Below are 22,443 nucleotides of genomic sequence, written 5' to 3'. Positions count from 1 at the left end.
GGATACGAAGCTCGACTGTGCCAGCACGTGTCTCCCAGTCCCGGTCGCGATAGCCGTTGCGCTGGGCTAGTCGGAAGCCATTCTTCTCGCCATAGCCCGCGCCGGTCTTCGTGCCGACCTCCAGCATCATCAACTTCTCGGCAGCAAAGCCGATCATCTCGCGCAGCAAATCGGCGTCGGCGCTCTTCTCAACGAGTGAGCGCAGGTTCATCATGTCGTCGGTCATCGGTGGTGTCCTTCAGGTTGGTCTTGAACAACCCGACCCTACCGGAAAACACTGGTGACCACCGCTACCCTGCTACACCACGCCCTGGGACACGATCTCCGTAGGCTACACCGGACGCTCTCCCGATCGCTTTCCTCGCCGCGCCGCCGTCCGCCGCCCTGGCGGATTCAGCATGTGAAGCCGCTGACTCGAACTTGTGCAAACCGGCAAAGCCAATCGACTGAAATGACTCCCTTTTGGGCTTGATCCCACCCATCGCTTTTGATTCATTGTCCGAAGCGGCGGCCACCGGACTCCCGGAAGTTGCGGCCACCGCCCGAAATCTTGTTTCGACATCGTCGCGCGCCTTCCCTGTGAAGGGCGAACCGGCTTTGCCAGAGGAGCTTGAGAAGAGAGCGTTTTTTGAGATTCCCGGCGGCCCTTTTCCGCCTCCCGCCGTCGCCCGGCGGCAACTGTTCCGAACATCGCCCCGTTTCAGAGGATGATCCGTCATCTCTCTGAATTCATTCCTGTTTTCCGGCTGCCTGAAAGTGCCGCCGTAATGGGAGCGTTGGCGTTCGCGCAGAATCTGAGTTTTCACATTAACAAAGGCCATCAAACCTTTGTTAACCATATAGATTCGCGAACTCTTGAACCAGTTTGCGAAGGACTTTAACTGGTCCCTAGACACAACCTGAGGGTGCGATCATCTCCTGTTGGCGCGCAGTGAGAGTCTCATGGAAGGGTTACCGATCGATGAATCCGACACGATCGACACAACTTTCCGGTTGGTGAGGTTGAATCCCGCCAGACACTTGCGGCCACCGGCGGGGAAACGGATTCAGCGACAAGGGCTTGAGGCGGCTGGCGGAACGCCGACAGCGGAGTATCGCGTCGACGTTTCGCCGGGGGGGGGCTGCGGGGTGCCCTCGTCCCACCATTGGGTGGCACCGGCGCCGAAGCGACATCCGGCCCGGCGGCGGAAGTCAGCCTTCCGGCCGGCTTCGCCTCAGGAGCGGGCCATCTGCTCGATGGCGGCGAGGTCCATCTTGCCGGTGCCGAGCACCGGCAGCGCGTAGGTCTTGACGATCTTGCGCGGCACCTGCAACTCCGGCACGCCGTGCTCGCGGGCATAGGCGGTGAGCGCCTCGACCGTGGCGTCGCCGGCGTCGGTGACCAGCACCAGCGCCTCGCCCTTGCGCGGGTCGGAGATGGCGACGACGGCGTGCGACGAATTGGGCCAGATGGCGGCGGCGAAGGCTTCGACGGCGGCAAGCGAGATCATCTCGCCACCTATCTTGGCGAAGCGCTTGGCGCGGCCGAGCAGGGTGACGAAGCCGTCGTCGTCGATGGAGACGATGTCGCCGGTATCGTACCAGCCGTCGGGGTCGTTCATGACCAGTTCGCCCGGCCGGTCGGCCAGGTAGTAGCCGGCCATGATGTTGGGCGCCCGCACGTAGAGCCGGCCGCCGATCTCCAGGCCCGGCACCGGATCGAGCCGCGCCTCGATGCCCGGCAGCAGACGGCCGACGGTGCCGTCTCGGAAGCTGCCGGGATAGTTGACCGACAGCACCGGCGCGCATTCCGTCGCGCCATAGCCCTCGTTGAGCACCACCCCGAAGCGGTCCATCCAGAGGGCCCGCGTCTGCTTCTTGACCCGCTCGGCGCCGAGGATGGTCAGGCGCACCTTGTCGAAGTCGCCGTCCTCGGCCGCCCGCGCCCAGCCGGCGGCGAAGGTGTCGGTGGACAGCAGCACCGTCGAGCCGCTGTCGCGAACGAGGCCGGGGATCGCCTTGTAGTGCAAGGGCGAGGGATAGAGGAACGACTTGAAGCGGCCGTAGAGCGGCAGGAACAGGCCGGCGGTGAGGCCGTAGGAGTGGAACACCGGCAGCGCGTTGAACAGCGTGTCCTCGGGGTAGAACTCGTAGAGCGCCAGGATCTGCGCGACGTTGGACAGGAAGTTGGTCGAGGTGAGCCCGACGCCCTTCGGCGCGCCCTCGGTGCCCGAGGTGAACAGCACGGCGGCGATGTCGCGCGGCGCCCGCCGGTAGAAGCGGTGGAGCGGCCGCGCCCAGCGGGCATAGGCGGCGCCGATGCCCTTGTCGATCAGCGTCAGGCCGGCCCGCACGTCCTCGAGATAGACGATGCGCACCTTGTCCTTGATCTCGTCGATCACCGGTTCGAGCTTGGCCGTCTTCACGAAGGCCGACGAGGTGATCACCGTGCGGATGGTGCCGACGCGGATGGCGCCGTTGATGCCATGGCTGCCGCCCGTGAAGTTGAGCAGCGCCGGCGTCCGTCCATAGGCGACGAGCGCGAAGAAGGCGATGGCGACACCGTTGACATTGGGCAGCATGAGGCCGACCCGTTCGCCCCGGCGGCTGATGGTCGCGAGACGCCGGCCGAGCACGCAGGCGGCCAGCAGCAGGTTGCGGCGCGTCACCGGCTGGCGGTTCTGGTCCTCGATGGCCACGAGGTCGGGATCGGCCTCGGCGGTATCGATCAGCGCGTCGAACAGCGACCGTTCGATGAAAGCCGCGTCGAGCCCCGACTCCGCCATCGGCTGACCGTAAAGGCGACCGTCCGCCGCACCCCCCATGGCTACCTCTTCGTCAAGCCGTCCTCCGGCCGCACTTGAACCCACAATCACTGTCAACGCAAGCACCTGTTATCAAGCACTTGGGCGATCCACCGGACTCTTCGCGCCAGCCTGAAGGCCGATCCGGATTCGCCACATGAAGAAGCCGCCCCCGGCGACGAGGGCGGCCTTCCTTGAATCAAAACCTCAGCAAAGGCCGAAAGACCCATGCGCCTCAGCGGCTTGCGACGTATTTCCCGACCTCGTCGATGGCGCAGATGATGTGGTAGAAGGTGGAGGCCGGCGCCGGCTCGATCACGAACGAGCCGTCGGGGTTCATGCGGTCGCGCCAGAGGCCGGGCGTGTCGACGTCCGCGTAGCGCTGGAGCGCCCGCGCCGCCGTCACCACCTTGGCGAGATGGGCGTCGCGGTCGACCTCGCTGGCGGCGACGGCGGCCAGCGCCACGTTGCCCTTCATCCGCTCGGTCTGCGACCACATGCGGGCCGTGCCGTCATGGATGGAGAGGTCGTCGAGGATGCCCATGATGGCCACCTCCTCGGCGAGGTTGATGCCATGCGCCTCGCCGAGTTCGCAGAGCCGCCGCGCCGCCGCGACCGCATCCGGGCGCTGGCGCGAGGTGCCCCAGCGGGTGAGCAGCCACGCCCATTCGAAATGATGGCCGGGCTCGGAGATGCGGCCGGGCAGGCCGTCCGCCACCGACCAGTCGGCGTTGAAGAACTCCTTCAGCCAGCCGTCCGCGGGATCGAGGAACTTCGCAAGGCACAGCCCGGCGATCTCGTCGGCGAGCCGGCTCCAGGTGGCGTCGCCGCCCACCTCCTCCCAGGCGAGGCAGGCCTCGAACAGGTGCATGTGCGGGTTGGCCTTGAGCGGCAGCGAGGGGGGGATGGATTCCTCGAAGCCGGCGATCGGGTTCTTGTAGTCGGTCATCAGGAGGTCGCGCAGCTTGACGGCCGCCGCCTCCACCTTGCTGCGGTCCCTGACCACCGACGCGGCGGCGGCGAGCGCGAACAGCGCGAAGGCCTGATCGTAGAGGCTGAAGGTGTCATCCTTCGGCGCGCCGTCGACCTCGGTCACCATGCGCACGGCGCCGTTGGGGAGCATGCACTTGTCGAGGAAATAGGCGAGGCCTTCCTCCACCGTGCGCTCCCAGGGGCCGGTCCAGCCGAGCCGGCCGGCAAGGGCGAAGGTGAAGATCTGGCGCGCCGTGACGCGCACCCGGCGCGGCGCCGGCACGATCTCGCACCGGAGGCCCAGCACCTCGTGGAAGCCGCCGTTGACGTGGTCGACGCCGAAGGCCCACCAGATCGGCAGCGCCTCGGTCATCAGCCAGGCGGTCAACTCCTGATGGGCGGCGGCCAGTTCGTCGTGAACGGGGGAAAGACTCACGATCAATCTCCTCTGGAAACGGATCATCCCGCCACGCGGCAACCAGCCGTCAAGCAGGGATCGGATGCGGCAATGAACGATGGATTGGCGAAGTCGGCAAGGCCGGGGCGGCCGCGCTTGCCGTAGAGGAAGGGCGCACCGTCCGGCAGCGTCATCACGCCGCCGGCCGCCCTCAGCACGGCATCGCCGGCCGCCGTGTCCCATTCCATGGTCGGGCCGAAGCGCGGATAGAGGTCCGCCTCGCCGGCGGCGATCAGGCCGAACTTCAGCGACGAGCCGATGGCCCGGCGGCCGACCACCGGCACGGCCGGCCTGAAGGCGTCGGTGGCGACCGTACCGTGACTGCGCGAGACGAGCAGCACCGCCCCCTTGGCCGGCAACGGCCGCACGCGGATCGACCGTCGCGCACCGGCACTGCCGTCCGTCACCGCGATCTCGGCGGCGCCGTCCGGACCGCCGGCGAACAGCCGGCCGATGGCCGGCGCGTATACGACGCCCATCACCGGCACGCCGCGCTCGATCAGCGCCACGTTGACGGTGAACTCGCCGTTGCCGCCGATGAACTCCTTGGTGCCGTCGAGCGGGTCGACCAGGAAGAAGCAGTCGGCGACCGGCGGCACGCGGCCGGCCGCGACGCTCTCCTCGGCCACCACCGGCACGCCGGGAGCGAGCACGGCGAGCGCGGCGATGAGCGATGCCTCGGCGCGGCCGTCGGCCTCGGTCACCGGCGAGGCGTCGGCCTTGAAGGCGACGTCGATCGGCCGGGCGTAGACGTCGAGGATGATGCGGCCGGCCTCGATCGAGGCGGCAATCAGGCCGTCGAGCAGCGCCGGGCTGGCGATCGTCATGGGCAATCCTCGGCCGTGGATGGGGCGGCGGGCATGTTGCAGGGCGGGTCGGAGCTGTCAATCGGCGTCCGGCCGTCACTCGGCGTTGCGCTTCTCCCACATCGCCTTGAAGGCCGGCCGCGACTGGCAGCGATCGAGCCAGTCCCGCACCCTGGGGAAGTCGGCGAGCAGCCTGGGATGACCCTGCACGTAACGGACGATTTCGGCGAGACCGAGGTCGGCGACGGTAAAGCGGCCTCCGGCCACATGACCGTGCGCCGCAAGATGCGCCTCGAAGACGGCGAGCGGCGTCTTCATCGTCTTCCCGAGGGCCGCCAGCTTCTCCTGGCCCTCCTCGCTCTCCCACGCGCCGCGCTCGTCGCCCTGCGTCACCTGCACGGTCAGCGGCTCCAGCGTCGTGCCGCCCCAGAACAGCCAGTGCAGCATCCGTCCCTCCTCGGACAGATCGGCGGGCGCCAGCGGGCCGCCGTGCTTCCGGGCGAGATAGAGGAGGATGGCCAGCGATTCGGAGAGCACGAGGCCGTCGTCGTCGATCGACGGGATCTGCGCCATCGGATTGACGGCGAGGAAGGACGGCGAGCGCGTGTTGAGCGGCGCGTCGGCGGAAAGCGGGTCCGGCACCTTGCGGGCCTGGATCACCGGCACCTTTTCGAAGGGTACACCCAGTTCCTCGAGGAGCCAGTAGAGGCGCGAGGCGCGCGACTTGTAGACGCCATAGACGGTCAGCATGGTGAAGCTCTCCGGTTGCCGGCGGCACTGTCGCGCCTCCGCCGCCGTTTGACAACCGCCGCCGCTCGGTTATGCGATGTCCGACCGGGGGCATGGCTCCCCGGACGTGGAGGCGCCGATGACCGAGATGATCCTCACCACCTTCGATTGGGTTCCCGTTCCGCCGCGCGGCTTCGTGCGCGACATCCGCGTGCGCTGGGCGCTGGAGGAGGCCGGATTGCCCTATCGCGTCGCAAGCGTGCCGTTCGAAGGCCGCGGCGCCGGGCACCTGGCGCACCAGCCGTTCGGTCAGGTGCCATGGCTGACCGACGGCGACCTGTCGATCTTCGAAAGCGGCGCCATCCTGGTCCATCTCGGCGAGCAGAGCGAGGCGCTGATGCCAGCCGACCGGCACGGCCGCGCCGAGGCGCTGGAATGGCTGTTCGCGGCGCTCAACTCGGTGGAGATAGCCAGCCTGCCGTGGTCGCTGTTCCAGTTCTCCGGCGACACCGGCGATACGCCGGGCTGGAAGTTCCTCGAGCGGTTCGTCAACGCCCGGCTCGGCCACATGGAGAGCGTGCTGACGGCACGCGAGTGGCTGGCCGGCCGCTTCACGATCGCCGACATCGCGATGGCCGACGTGCTGCGCCTCGTCGACCGCTTCGACGGCCTCGCCGCCTATCCCGCCTGTCGCGGCTATATGGGGCGCGCCACCGCCCGGCCGGCCTTCGTCAAGGCCCACGCCGACCAGATGGCCCATTTCGCGGCAGGCGACCGGCAGCGAGCGGCCTCGGCATGAAAAGCCTCCTCCAGCTCTGGCAGACCTGGGCCGTGCTGTCGGCGGCCTTCGCGGCGGCCACCGCCATCCTCGCCAAGGTCGGCGTCGAGGCGATCGGCTCCGATCTGGCGACGCTGATCCGCACCGCCGTCGTGCTGGCCTTCGCCGCCCTCGTGGTGGCGGCCGGCGACGGCTTCGGACAGCTCCCCGCCGTCCCCGGCCGCACATGGCTGTTCCTGGTGCTGTCGGGCTTCGCCACCGGCGCCTCCTGGCTCTGCTATTTCCGGGCGCTGAAGCTCGGCGACGCGGCGCGCGTCGCGCCGGTCGACAAGCTGTCGGTGGTGCTGGTCGCCATCTTCGCCGTGCTGTTCCTCGGCGAGCGGCTGTCGCCGCAGGGCGCGGCCGGCGTGGCGCTGATCGCCGCCGGCGCCATGCTGGTCGCCTGGCAATAGGCGCCCTCCGCCGCCCCGGCCCGAGCCTTTACCCGCACCGCGAATGCGGGTAACAGAAAGCCGGCTTGCCGCCGCAGCCCGGCGGCGTCGCGCCGACGGCCATCCGGCCGGCATCCGCCTTTCGGATGATTTAGTAAAACTTTACTATCGGCCATGGTGGTTTGGCCGTAGAATGGAACGGTTCATCGGTGCTTCGGCAACCCGACTGAGAGTACGCGGATGGTCACGATCAAGGAAATCGCCAAGGCGGTCGGAGTTTCCTCGGCCACGGTGTCGCGCGTCCTCAACTACGACGCCACGCTGTCGATCACCGAGGCGAAGAGGCAGGCGATCATCGAGACGGCCGAGGCGCTCAACTACCTGACGCCGCGCAACCGGCCGCGGCCGCAGCGCGCGCCCACGCCGTCCGACCACGCCGGCGCCCGCGTCGGCATCGTGCATTTCCTGCGGCCCGACGAGGAACTGGCCGACCCCTACTACATCGGCGTGCGCATGGGCATCGAGGCGCGGGCGCGCGCCAACCGCGTCGAGGTGCAGGTGATCTACCGCACCGCCGGCCTGCCGCCGGCCGAGGACTTGCAGGGCGCCGCCGGCATCATCGCGCTCGGCATGCACACCGACGCCGAGATCGACTGGGTGCGGCAGATCAACGCCAACCTGGTGCTGGCCGACTTCGCGCCGAACATCGACCTGTTCGACATCGTGGCGAGCGACCTGTCCTTTGCCATGGCGCGCCTCCTGGACCGCCTCCATGCCGCCGGATACCGCCGTTTCGGCTTCCTCGGCGACGACCGCCCGTCCGGCAACGTGCTCTATCCGGCCTCCGAGGAGCGCGCCAAGACCTTCCGCGAGTGGACCGAGAAGAAGGGCCTCTTCAACCCCGCCCACTATCTCCTCGCCGAGCAGCTCCGCTTCGAGAGCGGCTACCGCCTCGCCTGCCAGCTGATGGCCGAGCCCGACCTGCCGGAGATCGTCATCACCTCCAACGACAACGTGGCGATCGGCGCCTACCGCGCCATCCAGGAGCGCGGCCTGCGCATCCCCTCCGACATCGCGGTGGCGAGCTTCAACGACATCCCGGCCGCCCAGTTCCTGGCGCCGCCGCTGACCACCGTCCGCATCCCGGCCGAGCGCATCGGCGAGAACGCCTTCGACCTGCTGATGGAGCAGTTGGGCGGCCGCGACTACGTCAAGCGCGTCACCATCGCCACCGACCTGATCTGGCGCGAAAGCTGCCGCCGCCCCGACGGCGCCTGAGCCGATCTGCCGCCAGACAACCCTCAGCTTTTTCGGCACCGCCGACGCCATGGCCCATTGCGTCGTCTCCGCGCGACCCCCGCCCGGCCGATCAATTGACGGTTGGCCGTGGCCGGCCTTGGGCGCGCCGCTGCCGGCCCTCCGGATACACACCGGCACTGACAGAAACATCGCGGAAACAATCACGCCGGGACGGACAAAGCTGCGCGCCGGCCGCCACCTATCCTAATTGTTTACCCCGATGAGATTGGCTTCCGCCCGCGCCGCAGGTAAACTATTTACCTCTGACCCCGACATTGCAGCCGCAAAAAAGTTGGTAAAATTTACTAAATAATACCTTGCGTCGGGCGAATGAGTGTCGGATAGTGCCCCCGAGAGGCTGAGGACGCCTCGGACACGAAAGTGGAGGAAAACTGCATGAACCGGAAAACCGTCGCGCTCGCCTTCGCGAGCGCCAGCCTCATTGCCATCACGGCCGCCCAGGCCGCCGAGGTTACGGTCTGGTGCTGGGACCCGAACTTCAACGTCGCCATCATGAAGGAAGCCGGCGAGATCTACGCCAAGACCCATCCGGACTTCAAACTGAACGTCGTCGACTTCGCCAAGGCCGACCTTGAGCAGAAGTTGCAGACCGGCCTCGCCTCGGGCGTCGCCGACGGCATGCCCGACATCGTCCTCATCGAGGATTACGGCGCGCAGAAGTATCTGCAGTCGTTCCCCGACGCCTTCGCCCCGCTCAGCGACAAGGTCGACTATTCCGGCTTCGCGCCCTACAAGGTCGCGCTCGCGACGCTCGACGACAAGGTCTACTCCATGCCCTTCGACTCGGGCGTGACCGGCTTCTACTATCGCAAGGACCTGCTGTCGCAGGCCGGCTTCCAGCCCGCCGACCTCCAGGACCTGACCTGGGACAAGTTCATCGAGATTGCCAAGGTCGTCGAGGAGAAGACCGGCAAGAAGATGATGGCCTATGACCCGAACGACGCCGGCCTCACCCGCATCATCATGCAGTCGGCCGGTGGCTGGTACTTCGACAAGGACGGCAACCTCGCCATCGAGGGCAACGCCGCGCTGAAGGCCGCCCTTGAGGTCGTGCAGAAGATCCAGACCGCCAACATCTTCCGTCCGGCCGCCGGCTGGGCCGACTGGGTCGGCGCCTTCACCGGCGGCGAGGTGGCCTCCGTCACCACCGGCGTGTGGATCACCGGCACCGTCAAGTCGCAGCCCGAGCAGTCCGGCAACTGGGGCATCGCGCCGATTCCCAAGCTGACCATCGACGGCGCCACCCACTACTCGAACCTCGGCGGTTCGAGCTGGTACGTGCTGGCCGCCTCGCCGGCCAAGGACGAGGCGATCGACTTCCTGAACGATATCTACGGCAAGGACATCGACTTCTACCAGAAGATCCTGGTCGATCGCGGCGCCGTCGGCTCGCTGCTCGCCGCCCGCGAGGGCGCGGCCTACAAGTCGACCGACGCCTTCTTCGGCGGCGAGCCGATCTGGCAGACCTTCTCCGACTGGCTGTCCAAGGTGCCCTCGGTCAACTACGGCACCTTCACCAACGAAGTCGACTCGGTGGTCGCCGCCCACCAGCCCGACCTCGCCAAGGGCGCCTCGGTCGACGACGTGATCAAGGCGATCGACGAGCAGGCCAAGACCCTCGTCCAGTGACGACCGGCGGCGGGCGGCTCCGGCCGTCCGCCCCTTCCGCGCCGGCCGCGCCGGCCGGCATGCCCGTCGGCCGGCGTGGCGTCGCATCCCCGCCGCCGGACGGCGCCCTGCGCGCGCCCTCCCGGCGCGGCCGCACGCGACACACGCACACGTCCCTGAATCATCGGCGCTTCCCGCCCGGAAGCTGCCCGAGAGCCCCGCTCTGCCGGAACGGTGACCCATGTCAGCAATTTCCCCGCGGTCCACGAGGCCGCGCTTCGACGTCAACGGCTGGCTGTTCGTCGGCCCCGCCCTGGCGCTGATCGCCACCTTCATGGTGTTTCCGGTGCTGCACTCGCTCTGGATGTCCTTCCAGACCGGCCTCGGCATGCGCCTCTCCTTCGCCGGGCTCAAGAACATCAACCGGCTGTTCAACGACCCGCTGTTCTTCACGGCGCTGACCAACACCTTCATCTTCTTCCTGGTGCAGGTGCCGGTCATGCTGACGCTGGCGCTGGTCACCGCGGCGCTGCTCAACAACCCCGACATCCGGTTCCGCGGCGTGCTGCGCACGGCGATCTTCCTGCCCTGCGTCACCTCGCTGGTCGCCTACACCGTGCTGTTCAAGTCGATGTTCGTCGCCAACGGCCTGATCAACACGACGCTGATCAACCTCGGCATCGTCGACACCGGCATCCCCTGGATGACCGATCCCTTCTGGTGCCGGACGATGATCATCATCGCCATCACCTGGCGCTGGACCGGCTACAACATGATCTTCTATCTGGCGGCCATGCAGAACATCGACCGCTCGGTCTATGAAGCCGCCCGCATCGACGGCGTGCCGACCTACGCCCGCTTCGCCTTCCTGACGGTGCCGATGCTGAAGCCGGTGATCCTGTTCACCACGGTCACCTCCACCATCGGCACGCTGCAACTGTTCGACGAGGTGTCGACGATCACCGGCGGCGGCTCGGCCGGCGGCGCCGCCGGCCCCGGCAATTCGGCGCTGACGCTGTCGCTCTACATCTACAACCTGACCTTCAAGTTCGCGCCGAACTTCGGCTACGCCGCCACCGTCTCCTACGTCATCGTCTTCCTGGTGGCGATCCTGTCCTTCCTGCAGTTCTATGCCGCCCGGGAGCGCAAGGCATGACCACCCACGGCCTCAAGAAGCGGCTTGCCTCCGCCGCCGTCTACCTCTTCCTCGCAGTGATGGCCTTCCTCTCCGTCTTCCCCTTCCTGTGGATGGTGATCGGCGCCACCAACTCAACCTCCGACATCATCAAGGGCAAGATGAGCTTCGGCGAGGGGCTTCTGGTCAACGCCGCCACCTTCTTCTCCCAGGTCAACGCGCCGCTGATCTTCTGGAACTCGGCCAAGATCACCATCATCGCCACGGTATCGACGCTGCTCATCTCGTCGCTGGCCGGCTACGGCTTCGAGATATTCTCCTCGCGCTTCCGCGAGAAGCTCTACAGCCTGATGCTGTTGACGCTGATGATCCCCTTCGCGGCGCTGATGATCCCGCTGTTCATGCTGATGGGCAAGTTCGGCCTGATCAACACCCACATCGCCGTGGTGCTGCCCACCGTCGCCTCGGCCTTCATCGTCTTCTACTTCCGCCAGTCGACCAAGGCCTTCCCGCACGAGCTGCGCGACGCCGCCCGCGTCGACGGCCTGAAGGAGTGGCAGATCTTCTTCCTGATCTACATGCCGGTGATGCGCTCGACCTACGCCGCCGCCTTCATCATCGTCTTCATGACGGCCTGGAACAACTATCTGTGGCCGCTGATCGTGTTGCAGTCGAACGACACCAAGACCATCACCCTGGTCATCTCCTCGCTCGGCTCGGCCTATTATCCCGACTACGGCGCGGTGATGATCGGCACGGTCCTCGCCACCATCCCCACCCTCTTCGTCTTCTTCGCCATGCAGCGCCAGTTCGTCGAAGGCATGCTCGGCTCGGTCAAGTAACAGGTTCAAAATGCGCAAAGTCATCAACTGCAACACCGGCTGGACCTTTCACGAGGGCTTCTCGGCCGATCTCGCCGCCGCCTTCGCCAAGGGCACCGCCGTCGACCTGCCGCACAACGCCGTCGATCTCCCCTACAACTACTTCGACGAGACCTGCTACCAGCGGCCGTTCACCTACCAGAAGCGGATCGCCTGGCGGCCGGAGTTCGAGGGCCGCGAGGTCGCCCTGGTGTTCGACGGCGCCATGGCCGACAGCATCGTCTACGTCAACGGCGAGAAGGTCGTCGCCCATGCCGACGGCTACACGCCGTTCACCGCCCGCCTGACCCACCGCCTCGTCGAGGGCGACAACCTCGTCACCGTCAAGATCGACGGCTCCGAGAACCCGGCCATCCCGCCGTTCGGCGGCCAGATCGACTATCTCACCTACGCCGGCATCTATCGCGACGTCTGGCTGCGGGTGACGTCGCCGGTCCACATCGGCAACGTCAAGATCGAGACGCCCGACGTGCTGGCCGCCCGCAAGACGGTCAAGGTCCGCGTCGACATCGCCAACCCGCAGGGCCTGAAGCTGGCCGGCCGGGTGTCGGTGACGCTGAAGGATGCCGCCGGCAAGGCGGTCGGCCGCGCCGACGCCGCCTTGAGCGGCGACAGCGTGACGCTGGAGCTGAAGGACCTCGACGGCATCGCCCTCTGGGACATCGACAACCCCGCCCTCTACGAGGCGGTGGTCGATCTCGTCCATGAGAGCGGCGACGACACGCTTTGCGTCAACTTCGGCTTCCGCTCCGTCGAGTTCTCGACCGAGGGCTTCCGCCTCAACGGCAAGCCGCTGAAGCTGCGCGGCCTCAACCGCCACCAGTCCTACCCCTACGTCGGCTACGCCATGGGCCGCCGGGCGCAGGAGCGCGACGCCGAAATCCTCAAGAAGGAACTGAAGGTCAACGTCGTCCGCACCTCGCACTACCCGCAGTCGCCCTGGTTCCTCGACGCCTGCGACCGCCTCGGCCTGCTGGTGTTCGAGGAGATCCCCGGCTGGCAGCATATCGGCGACAAGGGCTGGCAGGCGCAGGCCATCGACAACGTCCGCGCCATGATCGAGCGCGACTGGAACCACCCGTCGATCATCATCTGGGGCGTGCGCATCAACGAATCCGCCGACAATCACGATTTCTACGCGGCCACCAACAAGCTCGCCCATGAGCTGGACACCACCCGCCAGACCGGCGGCGTCCGCTACATCACCGACAGCGAGTTCCTGGAAGACGTCTACACCATGAACGACTTCATCCAGGGCAACGAGGAACTGCCCGGCGCCAACCGGCCGCGCACCGCGCTCCGGCCGATCTCCGAGACCACCGGCCTCAAGGCGCCGGTGCCCTACATGGTGACCGAGTTCAACGGCCACATGTTCCCGACCAAGCGCTACGACCAGGAGCAGCGGCAGGCCGAGCACGTCTCCCGCTATCTCTCCATCCTCGACGCCACCTATGCCGATCCCGGCATCGCCGGCTCCACCGGCTGGTGCATGTTCGACTACAACACCCACAAGGACTTCGGCTCCGGCGACCGCATCTGCCACCACGGCGTGATGGACGCCTGGCGCGAGCCGAAGTTCGCCGCCTGGGTTTACACCAGCCAGTGCGATCCGGCCGACGAAGTGGTGCTGAAGCCGGTCACCTACTACGCCCGCGGCGAGCGCAACATCGGCGGCATCCTGCCGCTGATCGTGCTGACCAACTGCGACGAGGTCGAGATCGCCTACGGCGCCGGCATCGTCAAGCGCGTCAAGCCCGACCGCGAGACCTATCCGCACCTGCCGCACGCGCCCGTCGTCATCGACCACCGCGCCTTCTCGGCCGAGGAGCTGGGCCTCTGGGGCATGAAGTGGGAAGAGGCGACCGTCACCGGCTATGTCGGCGGCAAGCCGGTCAAGAGCGTCAAGTTCGCCTGCGATCCGGTGCCGACCACGCTGGAGGTCAGCCCCGACTGGACCGAGCTGTCGGCCGAGCCCAAGGACTCGGTGCGCGTCGTCGTCCGCGCCCTCGACCAGCTCGGCAACCTGCTGCCCTTCCTCGACGAGGCGATCCACGTCACCGTCAGCGGCCCGGCGAAGCTGCTCGGCCCGTCGGAAGCGGTGCTGAAGGGCGGCGCCGTCGGCTTCTGGCTGGAGACCACCGGCGGCGCCGGCCAAGTCGTCGTCACCGTCGCCTGCCATCGCCTAGGCGAGACCACCCTCACCCTCAAGGCCGGCTGAACGGCGCAACCGATCGAAGCGGAATTTCAATCATGAGCGACGTTACCCTCAGGGACGTGCGGAAGTCCTTCGGTGCGGTCGAGATCATCAAGGGCGTCGACCTCGACATCAAGTCGGGCGAGTTCGTCGTCTTCGTCGGCCCGTCGGGTTGCGGCAAGTCGACGCTGCTCCGGATGATCGCCGGCCTGGAGACCATCACCGCCGGCGACATCGAGATCGGCGGCGAGCGGATGAACGAGGTCGAGCCGGCGCAGCGCGGCATCGCCATGGTGTTCCAGAGCTACGCCCTCTACCCGCACATGACGGTGCGCGAGAACATGGGCTTCGCCCTGCGCTTCGCCGGCCTGCCCAAGGAGGAAATCCGCAAGCAGGTCGACGAGGCGGCCCGCATCCTCGAACTCGAACCGCTGATGGACCGCAAGCCGAAGGCGCTGTCGGGCGGCCAGCGCCAGCGCGTCGCCATCGGCCGGGCCATCGTCCGCCATCCCAAGGTCTTCCTGTTCGACGAACCGCTCAGCAACCTCGACGCCGAGCTGCGCGTCCACATGCGCATCGAGATCGCCAAGCTGCACCGCGACCTCGGCGCCACCATCGTCTACGTGACGCACGACCAGGTGGAGGCGATGACGCTGGCCGACAAGATCGTCGTGCTGAGGTCGGGCATCGTCGAGCAGGTCGGCGCGCCGCTCGAACTCTACGACAACCCGGCCAACCTGTTCGTCGCCGGCTTCATCGGCTCGCCGAAGATGAACTTCCTGAAGGGCGAGGTGACCGGCGGCTCCGCCGGCCGCGCCGAGATCCGCCTGCCCGACTTCGGCGGCGCCGTGGTGCCGGTGGCGCTGACCGGCGCCGCGCCGGCCGTGGGCACGCCGGTCACCCTCGGCATCCGTCCGTCGCATTTCTCCGAGAGCGGCGACGCCGCGCTGCCGGTCACCGTCGACATGCTGGAGCATCTCGGCTCGGAAACGCTGATCTACTCCCGCTCGGCGGCCTCCGACCTCTTGACCATCGCCACCCAGAGCCGGCCGGACGTGCGCATCGGCGACACGCTGACCGCCCGCTTCCCGTCCTCGGCGGCGCTGATCTTCGGTGCCGACGGCAACCGCATCTACTGACGGTCCCCTCCCCCGCCAGCAGACGGCAAGGCCGGGCACCCGTCGCAGGGTCCCGGCCTTCGCCTTTCGATTTCAAGGTCGTGTATCGCCGGAGCCCGTTCCTGCCCCGGCGCCTCTGCGAAATCGGCCCGCTATACCGCTGTTTCATATACAAGTTTCGTCATGGTCCGTGCCAGAGGGGCCATCTCGGGCAGGCTCAAGCACCACGCGGGTATGGCATGCCCTCAGCTCAGCCGGTCGGCAGCCGCGGTGACGGTCACCGAGACGGCGGCGGCACCGCGGTCGGCGGCACGCACCCAGGCGGCGCCCGACTGGTCGAGCGCCGAGGCGACGCGGACATAGGCGTCGGTGGGAGACGTGTCGCGCACCGCGTCGAAGCCGACCCAGCCGAGGCCGGGGATCAGCGCTTCCGCCCAGGCGGCGAGCGCGCCGGTGGCCGTCGCCTCTTCCTGCCAGAGATAGCCGGAGACGAAGCGGGCCGGGAGGCCGAGGCCGCGCGCCGCGGCGATATGGAGATGGGCGAGATCGGCCGGCGTGCCGCGCGCCGCCGCCAGCACGTCGGCGGCCGCCACCGCGCGCACGCCGCAGAGTTCGTCCGGATCGGCCGGCAGCGCCTCGACCTCCCGGTGGATGAGCCGCATCAACCGGTGGCAGAGGTCGAGCGGCGTGCCGTCGGACAGTGCCCTGGCCTTGCCGGCGAAGGCGAGCACGGTGGGCGTTGAGGCGGTGACGGGCGTCTCGCGCCGGAAGATGTCCGGCGGCAGGCGGTCGAGCGGCGCGCCCTGCAACACGCCGGCGGTGTCGTCGACGTCCACTTCGCCCTCGGCGACGATGGCGATTTCGCCTGCCGGCCCCTCGATGGCGCAGTCGTGGACGACGTTGCCGAAGGCGTCGGCGGAACGCGCCTGCCGGCAGTCGCCGGTGACGTCGAGATGCCAGGCGCGCACATATTGGCCGTCGAAGGTGCGCGGGCAAAGGCGCAGCGAGCGGCTGGCCAGCGACACCGGCTCGTCATAGCGGGCGACGATGTCGTGACGGATGCGGAGGCGCATCGGCTTACCCCAGGTATTGCTCGGCGATCAGGCCGCCGAGATTGGCGTTGTCGCGCAGGAACTGTTCGAGGAAACGGGCGAGGCCGATGGCGAACAGGCCGGGCAGCGTCGTGTCCTGGAGCTGGCCGAGGATCATCCGCGCCTTGCGCTGGCTCGCGCCCTGGCGGCCGTAGTCGCGCGACAGGCTGTCGAGGTTGAGCGTCACCTTCTCGTAGCAGGCGACCAGCGAGCGCGGCATCTCGGCCTTCAGGATCAGGAATTCGGCGACCAGGTTGGGCTTGAGGTTGTCGCGATAGACCCAGTGGTAGGAGGTGAGCGCCGACAGGGACCGCAAGATCCACGACCACTGGAAATAGTCGAAGCTGCCCCCGGCCGACGGACGATTGGGATCGAGCACGTCGGCCTTCAGCGCCAGCACGCGGGCGGTGAAGTCGGCGCGCTCGATGAAGGTGCCGAGGCGCAGGAAATAATAGGCGTCGTTCCTGAGCATCGTCCGGTAGGCCGAGCCGTCGAAGCGCAGCGACAGCTCTTTCACCCGCGACAGGAAATCCGACAGCTCCTGCCGCGTCAGGTTGGGGCTGTTGACGCCGCGGGTATCCATCCAGCCGGAGTTGATGGTCTCCCACATATCCATGGTCAGCGCCGTCCGGACGGACCGGGCGTTGGCGCGGGCGACGTCGAGGCAGGCGCGGATCGACGACGGATTGCCGGCCGAAAAGGCGAGATAGTCGACGACGGTACGGCGGTTGGCCTCCTCGTGGTCGCGGTGGAACAGGTCGAGCGTGCCGGTGCCGGCGACGGCCATCTCCCATTCGTTGCGGCCCGCCTCGCCGGCGATCGGCGTGGCGGAAAGCCGGGTGGCGGCCTCGATCAGCCGGGCGGTGTTCTCGGCCCGCTCGACATAGCGGGCCAGCCAGTAGAGGCTGTCGGCGTGGCGGCTCAGCATGGCTCGCCCCCCGTCTGCGACTGCGACTGCGACTGCGACGCCACTGCCTCCGCCGGCTCCTCGATGATCCAGGTATCCTTGGTGCCGCCGCCCTGGCTGGAGTTGACCACCAGCGAGCCCTCCTTCAGCGCGACGCGCGTCAGGCCGCCCGGCACGATGCGCACCTTGTCGGCGCCGGTCAAAACGAACGGCCGGAGATCGACATGGCGCGGCGCGATGCCGTCGCCGGCGAAGGTCGGCGCGGTGGAGAGCGCCAGCGTCGGCTGGGCGATGAAGCCGTCGGGATCGGCGACGAGCCGGGCGCGGAAGGCCTCGATCTCCTCCTTCGTCGATTTGGGGCCGACCAGCATGCCATAGCCGCCAGAGCCCTGCACCTCCTTCACCACCAGCTCCGGCAGGTGGTCGAGCACGTAGCTGAGGCTGTCCGGCTCGCGGCAGCGCCAGGTCGGCACGTTCTTCAGGATCGGCTCCTCGCCGAGGTAGAAGCGGACGATCTCCGGCATGTAGGTGTAGATCGCCTTGTCGTCGGCGACGCCGGTGCCGACGGCGTTGGCCAGCGTCACGTTGCCGGCCCGGTAGGCGGCGATCAGGCCGGGAATGCCGAGCACCGAATCCGGCCGGAACACCAGCGGATCGAGGAAGTCGTCGTCGATGCGACGGTAGATGACGTCGACGCGCTTCGGCCCCCGCGTCGTGCGCATGTAGACCACCTCGTCGAGCACGTAGAGGTCGCGCCCCTCCACCAGCTCGACGCCGAGCTTGTCGGCGAGGAAGGAGTGCTCGTAATAGGCCGAGTTGAGCGGCCCCGGCGTCATCAGCACCACCGTCGGCTCCGACGGCGCCGAAGCCGGGGCGAGCGAGCGCAGGGCGCCCAGGAGTTCGTCGGGATAGTTGTCGACCGGCTGGATGCGCGTCTCGGCGAACAGGTCCGGAAAGAGGCGCATCTGCACGTCGCGGTTCTCCAGCATGTAGGAGACGCCGGACGGCGTGCGGGCGTTGTCTTCGAGGACGTAGAAATCCTTGTCGTTGGTGCGGACGACGTCGATGCCGGCGATCTGCACGTAGACGTCGTGCGGCAGCTTGAGACCGACCATCTCCGGCCGGAAGGCCGGGTTGCGGTAGACGAGGTCGGCGGGGACAACGCCGGCCCGGACGATCTCGCCGGCGCCGTAGACGTCGGCGAGGAAGCGGTTGAGCGCGGTGACGCGCTGCGTCAGGCCCTTCGACAGCGTCGCCCACTCGCCGCCGGTCAAGACGCGCGGCACGATGTCGAAGGGGATGATGCGCTCTTCGGCCTCGGCGTCGCCGTAGACGGCGAAGGTGATGCCGATCCGCCGGAACAGGAATTCCGCTTCCTTCTGAAGGCGCTTGAGGTTGTCCGGGTCGGAGCCGTCGAGCCAGGCCTGGATGGTTCTGTAGGCGGCGCGGATGCCCTGCCCGAACCCGTGCATCTCGTCGAAAGCCGGCAATCCCCGTTCCTCCGCCGTTTTTCCGGCATCGCTGCCGCTGATGAATTAAGCGGCAAACTGCCCGGAAGGGCAAGAAAGCTGATTGGGCAAAGGCGGGTGGCAATTGCATCAAGAATAGGCAGATCACGCAGGATCGGCGCCGCCGCGCCGTCTGGAACATTTGCCGGTCCGGGAAGTTGGTAGCCCTCCAACGAGCGAGAAAGGGATTCGATCATGAAAACGCGTCTACTTCCCGTCCTGCTGCTCACCGCTGCCTTCCCGCTTGCGGCGGCCGCGCAGGACAACGCCACGCCGCCCGGCACGAACGACACCACCCCTGGGACGACCCAGACCCAGCCGGGCAATGACGCCGCTCCCACGACCAATCCCAGCGACACGGCGCCGTCCATGCAGCAGGACATGGACAGCCCGGCCGCCACGCCGGCACCATCGACTGGTGACACCAGCCCGGCCATGGACGGCAGCACCGCGATGCCCTCCGACCACAGCGCGGCCACCACCGGCGAGACCTTCGTGACGGTGCCGGAAACCGGCGCCTGGCGCGTCAGTGACCTGCAAGGCAAGGCTGTCTACGACTCGGAAGGCAACAGCATCGGCGACATCAAGGATGTCCTGGTCAGCCAGAACGGCAGCGTGAACGCCGTCATCATCGGCGTTGGCGGCTTCCTGGGGATCGGCGAGAAGAACGTCGCCGTGAACATGAGCGCCCTCCAACTCGGACCGGGTGACACGCAGGCCAAGGCCGACGCCGTGACGACGGCCATGCCGAACAACGACGCCACCGGATCGGTGACCGCCGACAATCCGGCCATTCCCGGTCAGGGCACGACCGCGATGGACGGCACGGGCACCATGGCGAGCCCGCCGGCCGCTTCGGCTGACATGGCCGCCAACAATCCCAACGCCGCCAAGATCGGCGACGATGCGCTTCCCGATCGCATCATCCTCAACGTCACACGCCAGCAGCTCGAGGACGCACCGGCGTTCGAAGGCGTACGGGCACAGCCCTGATACGAAACACGTTGACAATGCCGGCCTCCGCGGATCATCCGCGGGGGCCGATCGCGTTCCGGTCGCCTGAACGACCAGCCAAGATCCCGATCAGGCGGCCGAGCCGTCAGATCAGTTGCAGCCCCTTCAGGCTGGCATGACCCTCCCGGCCGATGATGATGTGATCGTGTACGGCAATGCCGAGCGGTGCGGCGGCGTCGATCACCTGCTTGGTCATGGTGACGTCGGCCCGCGACGGCGTCGGGTCGCCGGAGGGATGGTTGTGGACGAGAATCACCGCCGTGGCCGACAGTTCCAGCGCCCGCCGCACCACCTCGCGCGGATAGACCGGCGTGTGATCGACGGTGCCGGTCTGCTGCACCTCGTCGGCGATCACCTGGTTCTTCTTGTCGAGGAACAGCACGCGAAATTGCTCGCGGTCCTCGTAGGCCATGGCGGTGCGGCAATAGTCGATCACCGCCGACCATGACGACAGGATCGGCCGCTTCACCATGCCCGAGCGGGCGATGCGACGCGAGGCGGCGTGCACGATCTTGAAGTCGAGGATGGTTGCGTCGCCGATGCCCTTAACCGTGCGTAGACGCGCCTCCGAAGCGCCGATCACCTCGGCGAACGAGCCGAGGGCGGCCAGCAGTTCCTTGGCCAGCGGCTTGACGTCCTGGCGCGGGATGGAGCGGAACAGGATCAGCTCCAGAAGCTCGTAGTCGGCGATCGCCTCGTCGCCGGCCGCGCGGAAGCGTTCGCGCAGCCGTTCGCGGTGGCCGGCGTAATGCGGCAGGTTGACCTTGCCTTCCTGAAATTCGCCCATGGTCGATTCCGTGGTGGAACCGATGCAGCCTAGAGCATCGGATCGAAAAGTGGATTCAAATTTCGGAAAAATCCGATGCGCAAACAAGACGTCCGGATATGCCCACGCCTGCACGCTTCAGCAGATCGCCTGGGCGACTTGCGCCATAAGACATCCGGTCATGTCACCTCGTTCGTCATGCAAATGTAACAGGGTTGTTAAGTAGATCTGACAGGGTGCCCCCGGCTTCCCGTCGGTCCGCTGACCCCGCTCGGCCGCTTGCCGCCCGCCGACAAGGCGCAAGCCCCTGCGGCATAACATAAAAATCCATGTATAAAACGATCATATGGCATCGACGAGAGACCCGAGACCGCCACCTAGATTTATAATAAAATCGTGGACTTAGATTTCAAAATTAGGTTTTGAAAAGTATATTTATAAATATAATTGGCCTATATAACCATATAAATCAGAACTTCTCATTATCAAAACAACAAATATGTATAAATACATACATAAAAGCAGATCAAGGCGGCTAATAGACAATTATGTTAGCCGGATATATTTCTATAGTTGCAAATTAGCAACATATAATATCTTGCTCCAATTATGACATGGACTCCGAAATTATGACATTGAATGTCACATGCCGATCGTCCATCAGGGCCTCGTGAGCGTTCGGAAACGCCGACCTCACTGCCGCGCAGGAAAGCAATCGGGCTGGGGTGGCCGGACGGCAGCGCGGCAGCGCGCAGGAACCGGCCCTCGCCGGCGGAACGACCGTCCGTCTTCCGCCGCCGGCCAGGAAGGGTTTCTCTCTCGATCTTTTGGAGACCGACAAATGAATATGAAAACGCTGCTCGGCACCGCCGCCGGACTGATGGTCGCCACGGGCGCCTACGCGGCCGACCTGCCGGGCGAAGCCGCGCCGGTTGCCGTCGACTACGTCAAGGTCTGCGATGCTTACGGCAAGGGCTTCTTCTATATCCCCGGCACCGACACCTGCCTCAAGATGTCCGGCCGTGTCCGCAGCCGTGTAGTTTACCAGGATGGTGCCACCATCGATCCCGTCACCGGCAAGGACACGGACAGCGTTACCTTCAAGACCGACGCCCGCGTCCAGTTCGATGCCCGTTCGGAGTCCGATCTCGGCACCGTCCGCTCGTTCTTCGGAATCAAGCTCGACAAGGGCAACATCGTCGCTGACGACGCCTTCATCCAGGTCGGCTACCTGACCGTCGGCAAGATGGGCTTCAACGCCGACGTCTTCTACGGCGACACCGCCGCCATCTACGGTGTCTTCGACCAGAGTTCGACCGGCATCCAGCTGATGGTCGACGACCTCGGCGGCGGCTTCTACGTCGGCGCCGCCGTCCAGAGTTCGGACACCACCGTCAGCAAGTGGACCCCGACGGTGTGGGTGGACGGCCGTTCCGCCGAACTGCTGTATAGCGGCCGCATCGGCATCAAGGGCCAGTCTTGGGGCGCGTTCGACGTCTCGGCCCTCTATCAGACGTTCGATGACCAGAGCACCGGCTACCACGACACCTTTGCCGTCAGGGCGACTGCCGATCTCAAGCTGCTCGACAAGCTGAGCACCCGCATCACCGGTGCTTATGTCGATTACGACATCGACAGCTACGCCAGCATCGCCGGTGCTCTCAAGTATCAGGCCACCGACGCCCTGGCCGTCTACGCCGGCGTCGCCGGTTCCTTCTGGGACAAGTCGGACGACACGATCAACGCGCAGATCGGTGCCGACTACGCCTTGAGCAAGGGGCTCATCCTGACCGCCGAAGTGAACTACCTGACCGATGGCGGCCAGAACCTCAACAACAAGACCAGCTACTACGGCAACACCGACGACTCCTGGTCGGCCATGCTCAAGCTGACCCGCAACTGGTAAGATCGCCCTGCTTCAGGGGTGAGGGAAAGGCCCGGTCCG

At 66.7% G+C, this 22,443-nt stretch carries 19 protein-coding genes; 10 read left to right on the top strand and 9 right to left on the bottom strand.

Annotated features, from left to right (window positions below):
- The 5 genes from H512_RS0106760 to H512_RS0106740 all read right to left on the bottom strand — a co-directional run.
- On the bottom strand, positions 1-226 hold a 226-nt coding region (locus tag H512_RS0106760; protein ID WP_026782812.1), incomplete at its 3' end, for a transposase.
- A 988-nt stretch (positions 227-1,214) separates the two neighbouring features.
- On the bottom strand, positions 1,215-2,804 hold the full coding sequence (locus tag H512_RS22905; RefSeq protein WP_245585356.1) for an AMP-binding protein: 1,590 nt from the start codon (positions 2,802-2,804) through the stop codon (positions 1,215-1,217).
- 214 nt (positions 2,805-3,018) lie between these two features.
- Positions 3,019-4,191: an AGE family epimerase/isomerase gene (locus H512_RS0106750; protein WP_245585355.1), complete on the bottom strand. Its 1,173-nt coding sequence runs from the start codon at positions 4,189-4,191 to the stop codon at positions 3,019-3,021.
- A 23-nt stretch (positions 4,192-4,214) separates the two neighbouring features.
- The gene (gene cysQ / locus H512_RS22900) at positions 4,215-5,039 is read right to left on the bottom strand and encodes a 3'(2'),5'-bisphosphate nucleotidase CysQ (RefSeq protein WP_053239632.1); all 825 of its coding nucleotides are present in this window, start codon (positions 5,037-5,039) and stop codon (positions 4,215-4,217) included.
- Positions 5,040-5,114: 75 nt separating this feature from the next.
- Positions 5,115-5,768, bottom strand: a complete 654-nt coding sequence (locus H512_RS0106740) for a glutathione S-transferase family protein (protein WP_026782810.1) — start codon at positions 5,766-5,768, stop codon at positions 5,115-5,117.
- A 118-nt stretch (positions 5,769-5,886) separates the two neighbouring features.
- On the opposite strand from H512_RS0106740, the gene H512_RS0106735 reads away from it, so the two are divergent.
- From H512_RS0106735 to H512_RS0106700, 8 genes are all read left to right on the top strand, one after another.
- A complete protein-coding gene (locus H512_RS0106735; RefSeq protein WP_026782809.1) occupies positions 5,887-6,546 on the top strand; it encodes a glutathione S-transferase family protein in 660 nt (219 codons plus the stop codon).
- The gene (locus H512_RS0106730) at positions 6,543-6,977 is read left to right on the top strand and encodes an EamA family transporter (protein WP_026782808.1); all 435 of its coding nucleotides are present in this window, start codon (positions 6,543-6,545) and stop codon (positions 6,975-6,977) included. Before H512_RS0106735 ends, H512_RS0106730 begins: the two co-directional genes overlap by 4 nt.
- A gap of 219 nt (positions 6,978-7,196) precedes the next feature.
- The gene (locus H512_RS22895; RefSeq protein ID WP_036790285.1) at positions 7,197-8,234 is read left to right on the top strand and encodes a LacI family DNA-binding transcriptional regulator; all 1,038 of its coding nucleotides are present in this window, start codon (positions 7,197-7,199) and stop codon (positions 8,232-8,234) included.
- Between the two features lie 417 nt (positions 8,235-8,651).
- A complete protein-coding gene (locus H512_RS0106720) occupies positions 8,652-9,905 on the top strand; it encodes an ABC transporter substrate-binding protein (protein ID WP_036790283.1) in 1,254 nt (417 codons plus the stop codon).
- Between the two features lie 220 nt (positions 9,906-10,125).
- Entirely contained in the window at positions 10,126-11,040 is a 915-nt protein-coding gene (locus H512_RS0106715) for a carbohydrate ABC transporter permease (protein ID WP_053239631.1), read from the top strand.
- Entirely contained in the window at positions 11,037-11,861 is an 825-nt protein-coding gene (locus H512_RS0106710) for a carbohydrate ABC transporter permease (RefSeq protein ID WP_026782805.1), read from the top strand. Before H512_RS0106715 ends, H512_RS0106710 begins: the two co-directional genes overlap by 4 nt.
- Before the next feature lie 10 nt (positions 11,862-11,871).
- Positions 11,872-14,118, top strand: a complete 2,247-nt coding sequence (locus H512_RS0106705; protein ID WP_026782804.1) for a glycoside hydrolase family 2 protein — start codon at positions 11,872-11,874, stop codon at positions 14,116-14,118.
- Between the two features lie 32 nt (positions 14,119-14,150).
- The gene (locus H512_RS0106700) at positions 14,151-15,233 is read left to right on the top strand and encodes an ABC transporter ATP-binding protein (RefSeq protein WP_026782803.1); all 1,083 of its coding nucleotides are present in this window, start codon (positions 14,151-14,153) and stop codon (positions 15,231-15,233) included.
- A gap of 224 nt (positions 15,234-15,457) precedes the next feature.
- On the opposite strand, the gene H512_RS0106695 is transcribed toward H512_RS0106700, so the two are convergent.
- The 3 genes from H512_RS0106695 to H512_RS22890 are packed head-to-tail and all read right to left on the bottom strand — an operon-like array spanning position 15,458 to position 18,682.
- A complete protein-coding gene (locus H512_RS0106695) occupies positions 15,458-16,285 on the bottom strand; it encodes a transglutaminase family protein (protein WP_026782802.1) in 828 nt (275 codons plus the stop codon).
- Positions 16,286-16,289: 4 nt separating this feature from the next.
- On the bottom strand, positions 16,290-17,231 hold the full coding sequence (locus tag H512_RS0106690; RefSeq protein WP_026782801.1) for an alpha-E domain-containing protein: 942 nt from the start codon (positions 17,229-17,231) through the stop codon (positions 16,290-16,292).
- Positions 17,225-18,682 carry a circularly permuted type 2 ATP-grasp protein gene (locus H512_RS22890; protein ID WP_053239641.1) on the bottom strand — a complete coding sequence of 486 codons (1,458 nt, stop codon included), beginning with the start codon at positions 18,680-18,682 and terminating at the stop codon, positions 17,225-17,227. The genes H512_RS0106690 and H512_RS22890 overlap by 7 nt, the downstream gene beginning before the upstream one ends.
- Positions 18,683-18,913: 231 nt before the next feature.
- Here H512_RS22890 and H512_RS25670 point away from each other — a divergent pair, with 231 nt between their 5' ends.
- Positions 18,914-19,711 (top strand): PRC-barrel domain-containing protein, encoded by a 798-nt coding sequence (locus tag H512_RS25670; protein WP_053239630.1) that lies wholly within the window; start codon positions 18,914-18,916, stop codon positions 19,709-19,711.
- Positions 19,712-19,817: 106 nt separating this feature from the next.
- On the opposite strand, the gene radC is transcribed toward H512_RS25670, so the two are convergent.
- The gene (gene radC, locus H512_RS0106675) at positions 19,818-20,519 is read right to left on the bottom strand and encodes a RadC family protein (RefSeq protein WP_026782800.1); all 702 of its coding nucleotides are present in this window, start codon (positions 20,517-20,519) and stop codon (positions 19,818-19,820) included.
- A gap of 820 nt (positions 20,520-21,339) precedes the next feature.
- Here radC and H512_RS25665 point away from each other — a divergent pair.
- The gene (locus H512_RS25665) at positions 21,340-22,404 is read left to right on the top strand and encodes a porin (protein WP_026782799.1); all 1,065 of its coding nucleotides are present in this window, start codon (positions 21,340-21,342) and stop codon (positions 22,402-22,404) included.
- The last annotated feature ends 39 nt before the right edge of the window (positions 22,405-22,443 follow it).

The organism is Pleomorphomonas koreensis DSM 23070, assembly GCF_000425185.1.
Taxonomy (GTDB): Bacteria; Pseudomonadota; Alphaproteobacteria; order Rhizobiales; family Pleomorphomonadaceae; genus Pleomorphomonas; species Pleomorphomonas koreensis.
The sequence above is the reverse complement of the archived record's forward strand: the minus strand, read 5'-3'. Positions and strand labels throughout refer to the sequence as shown.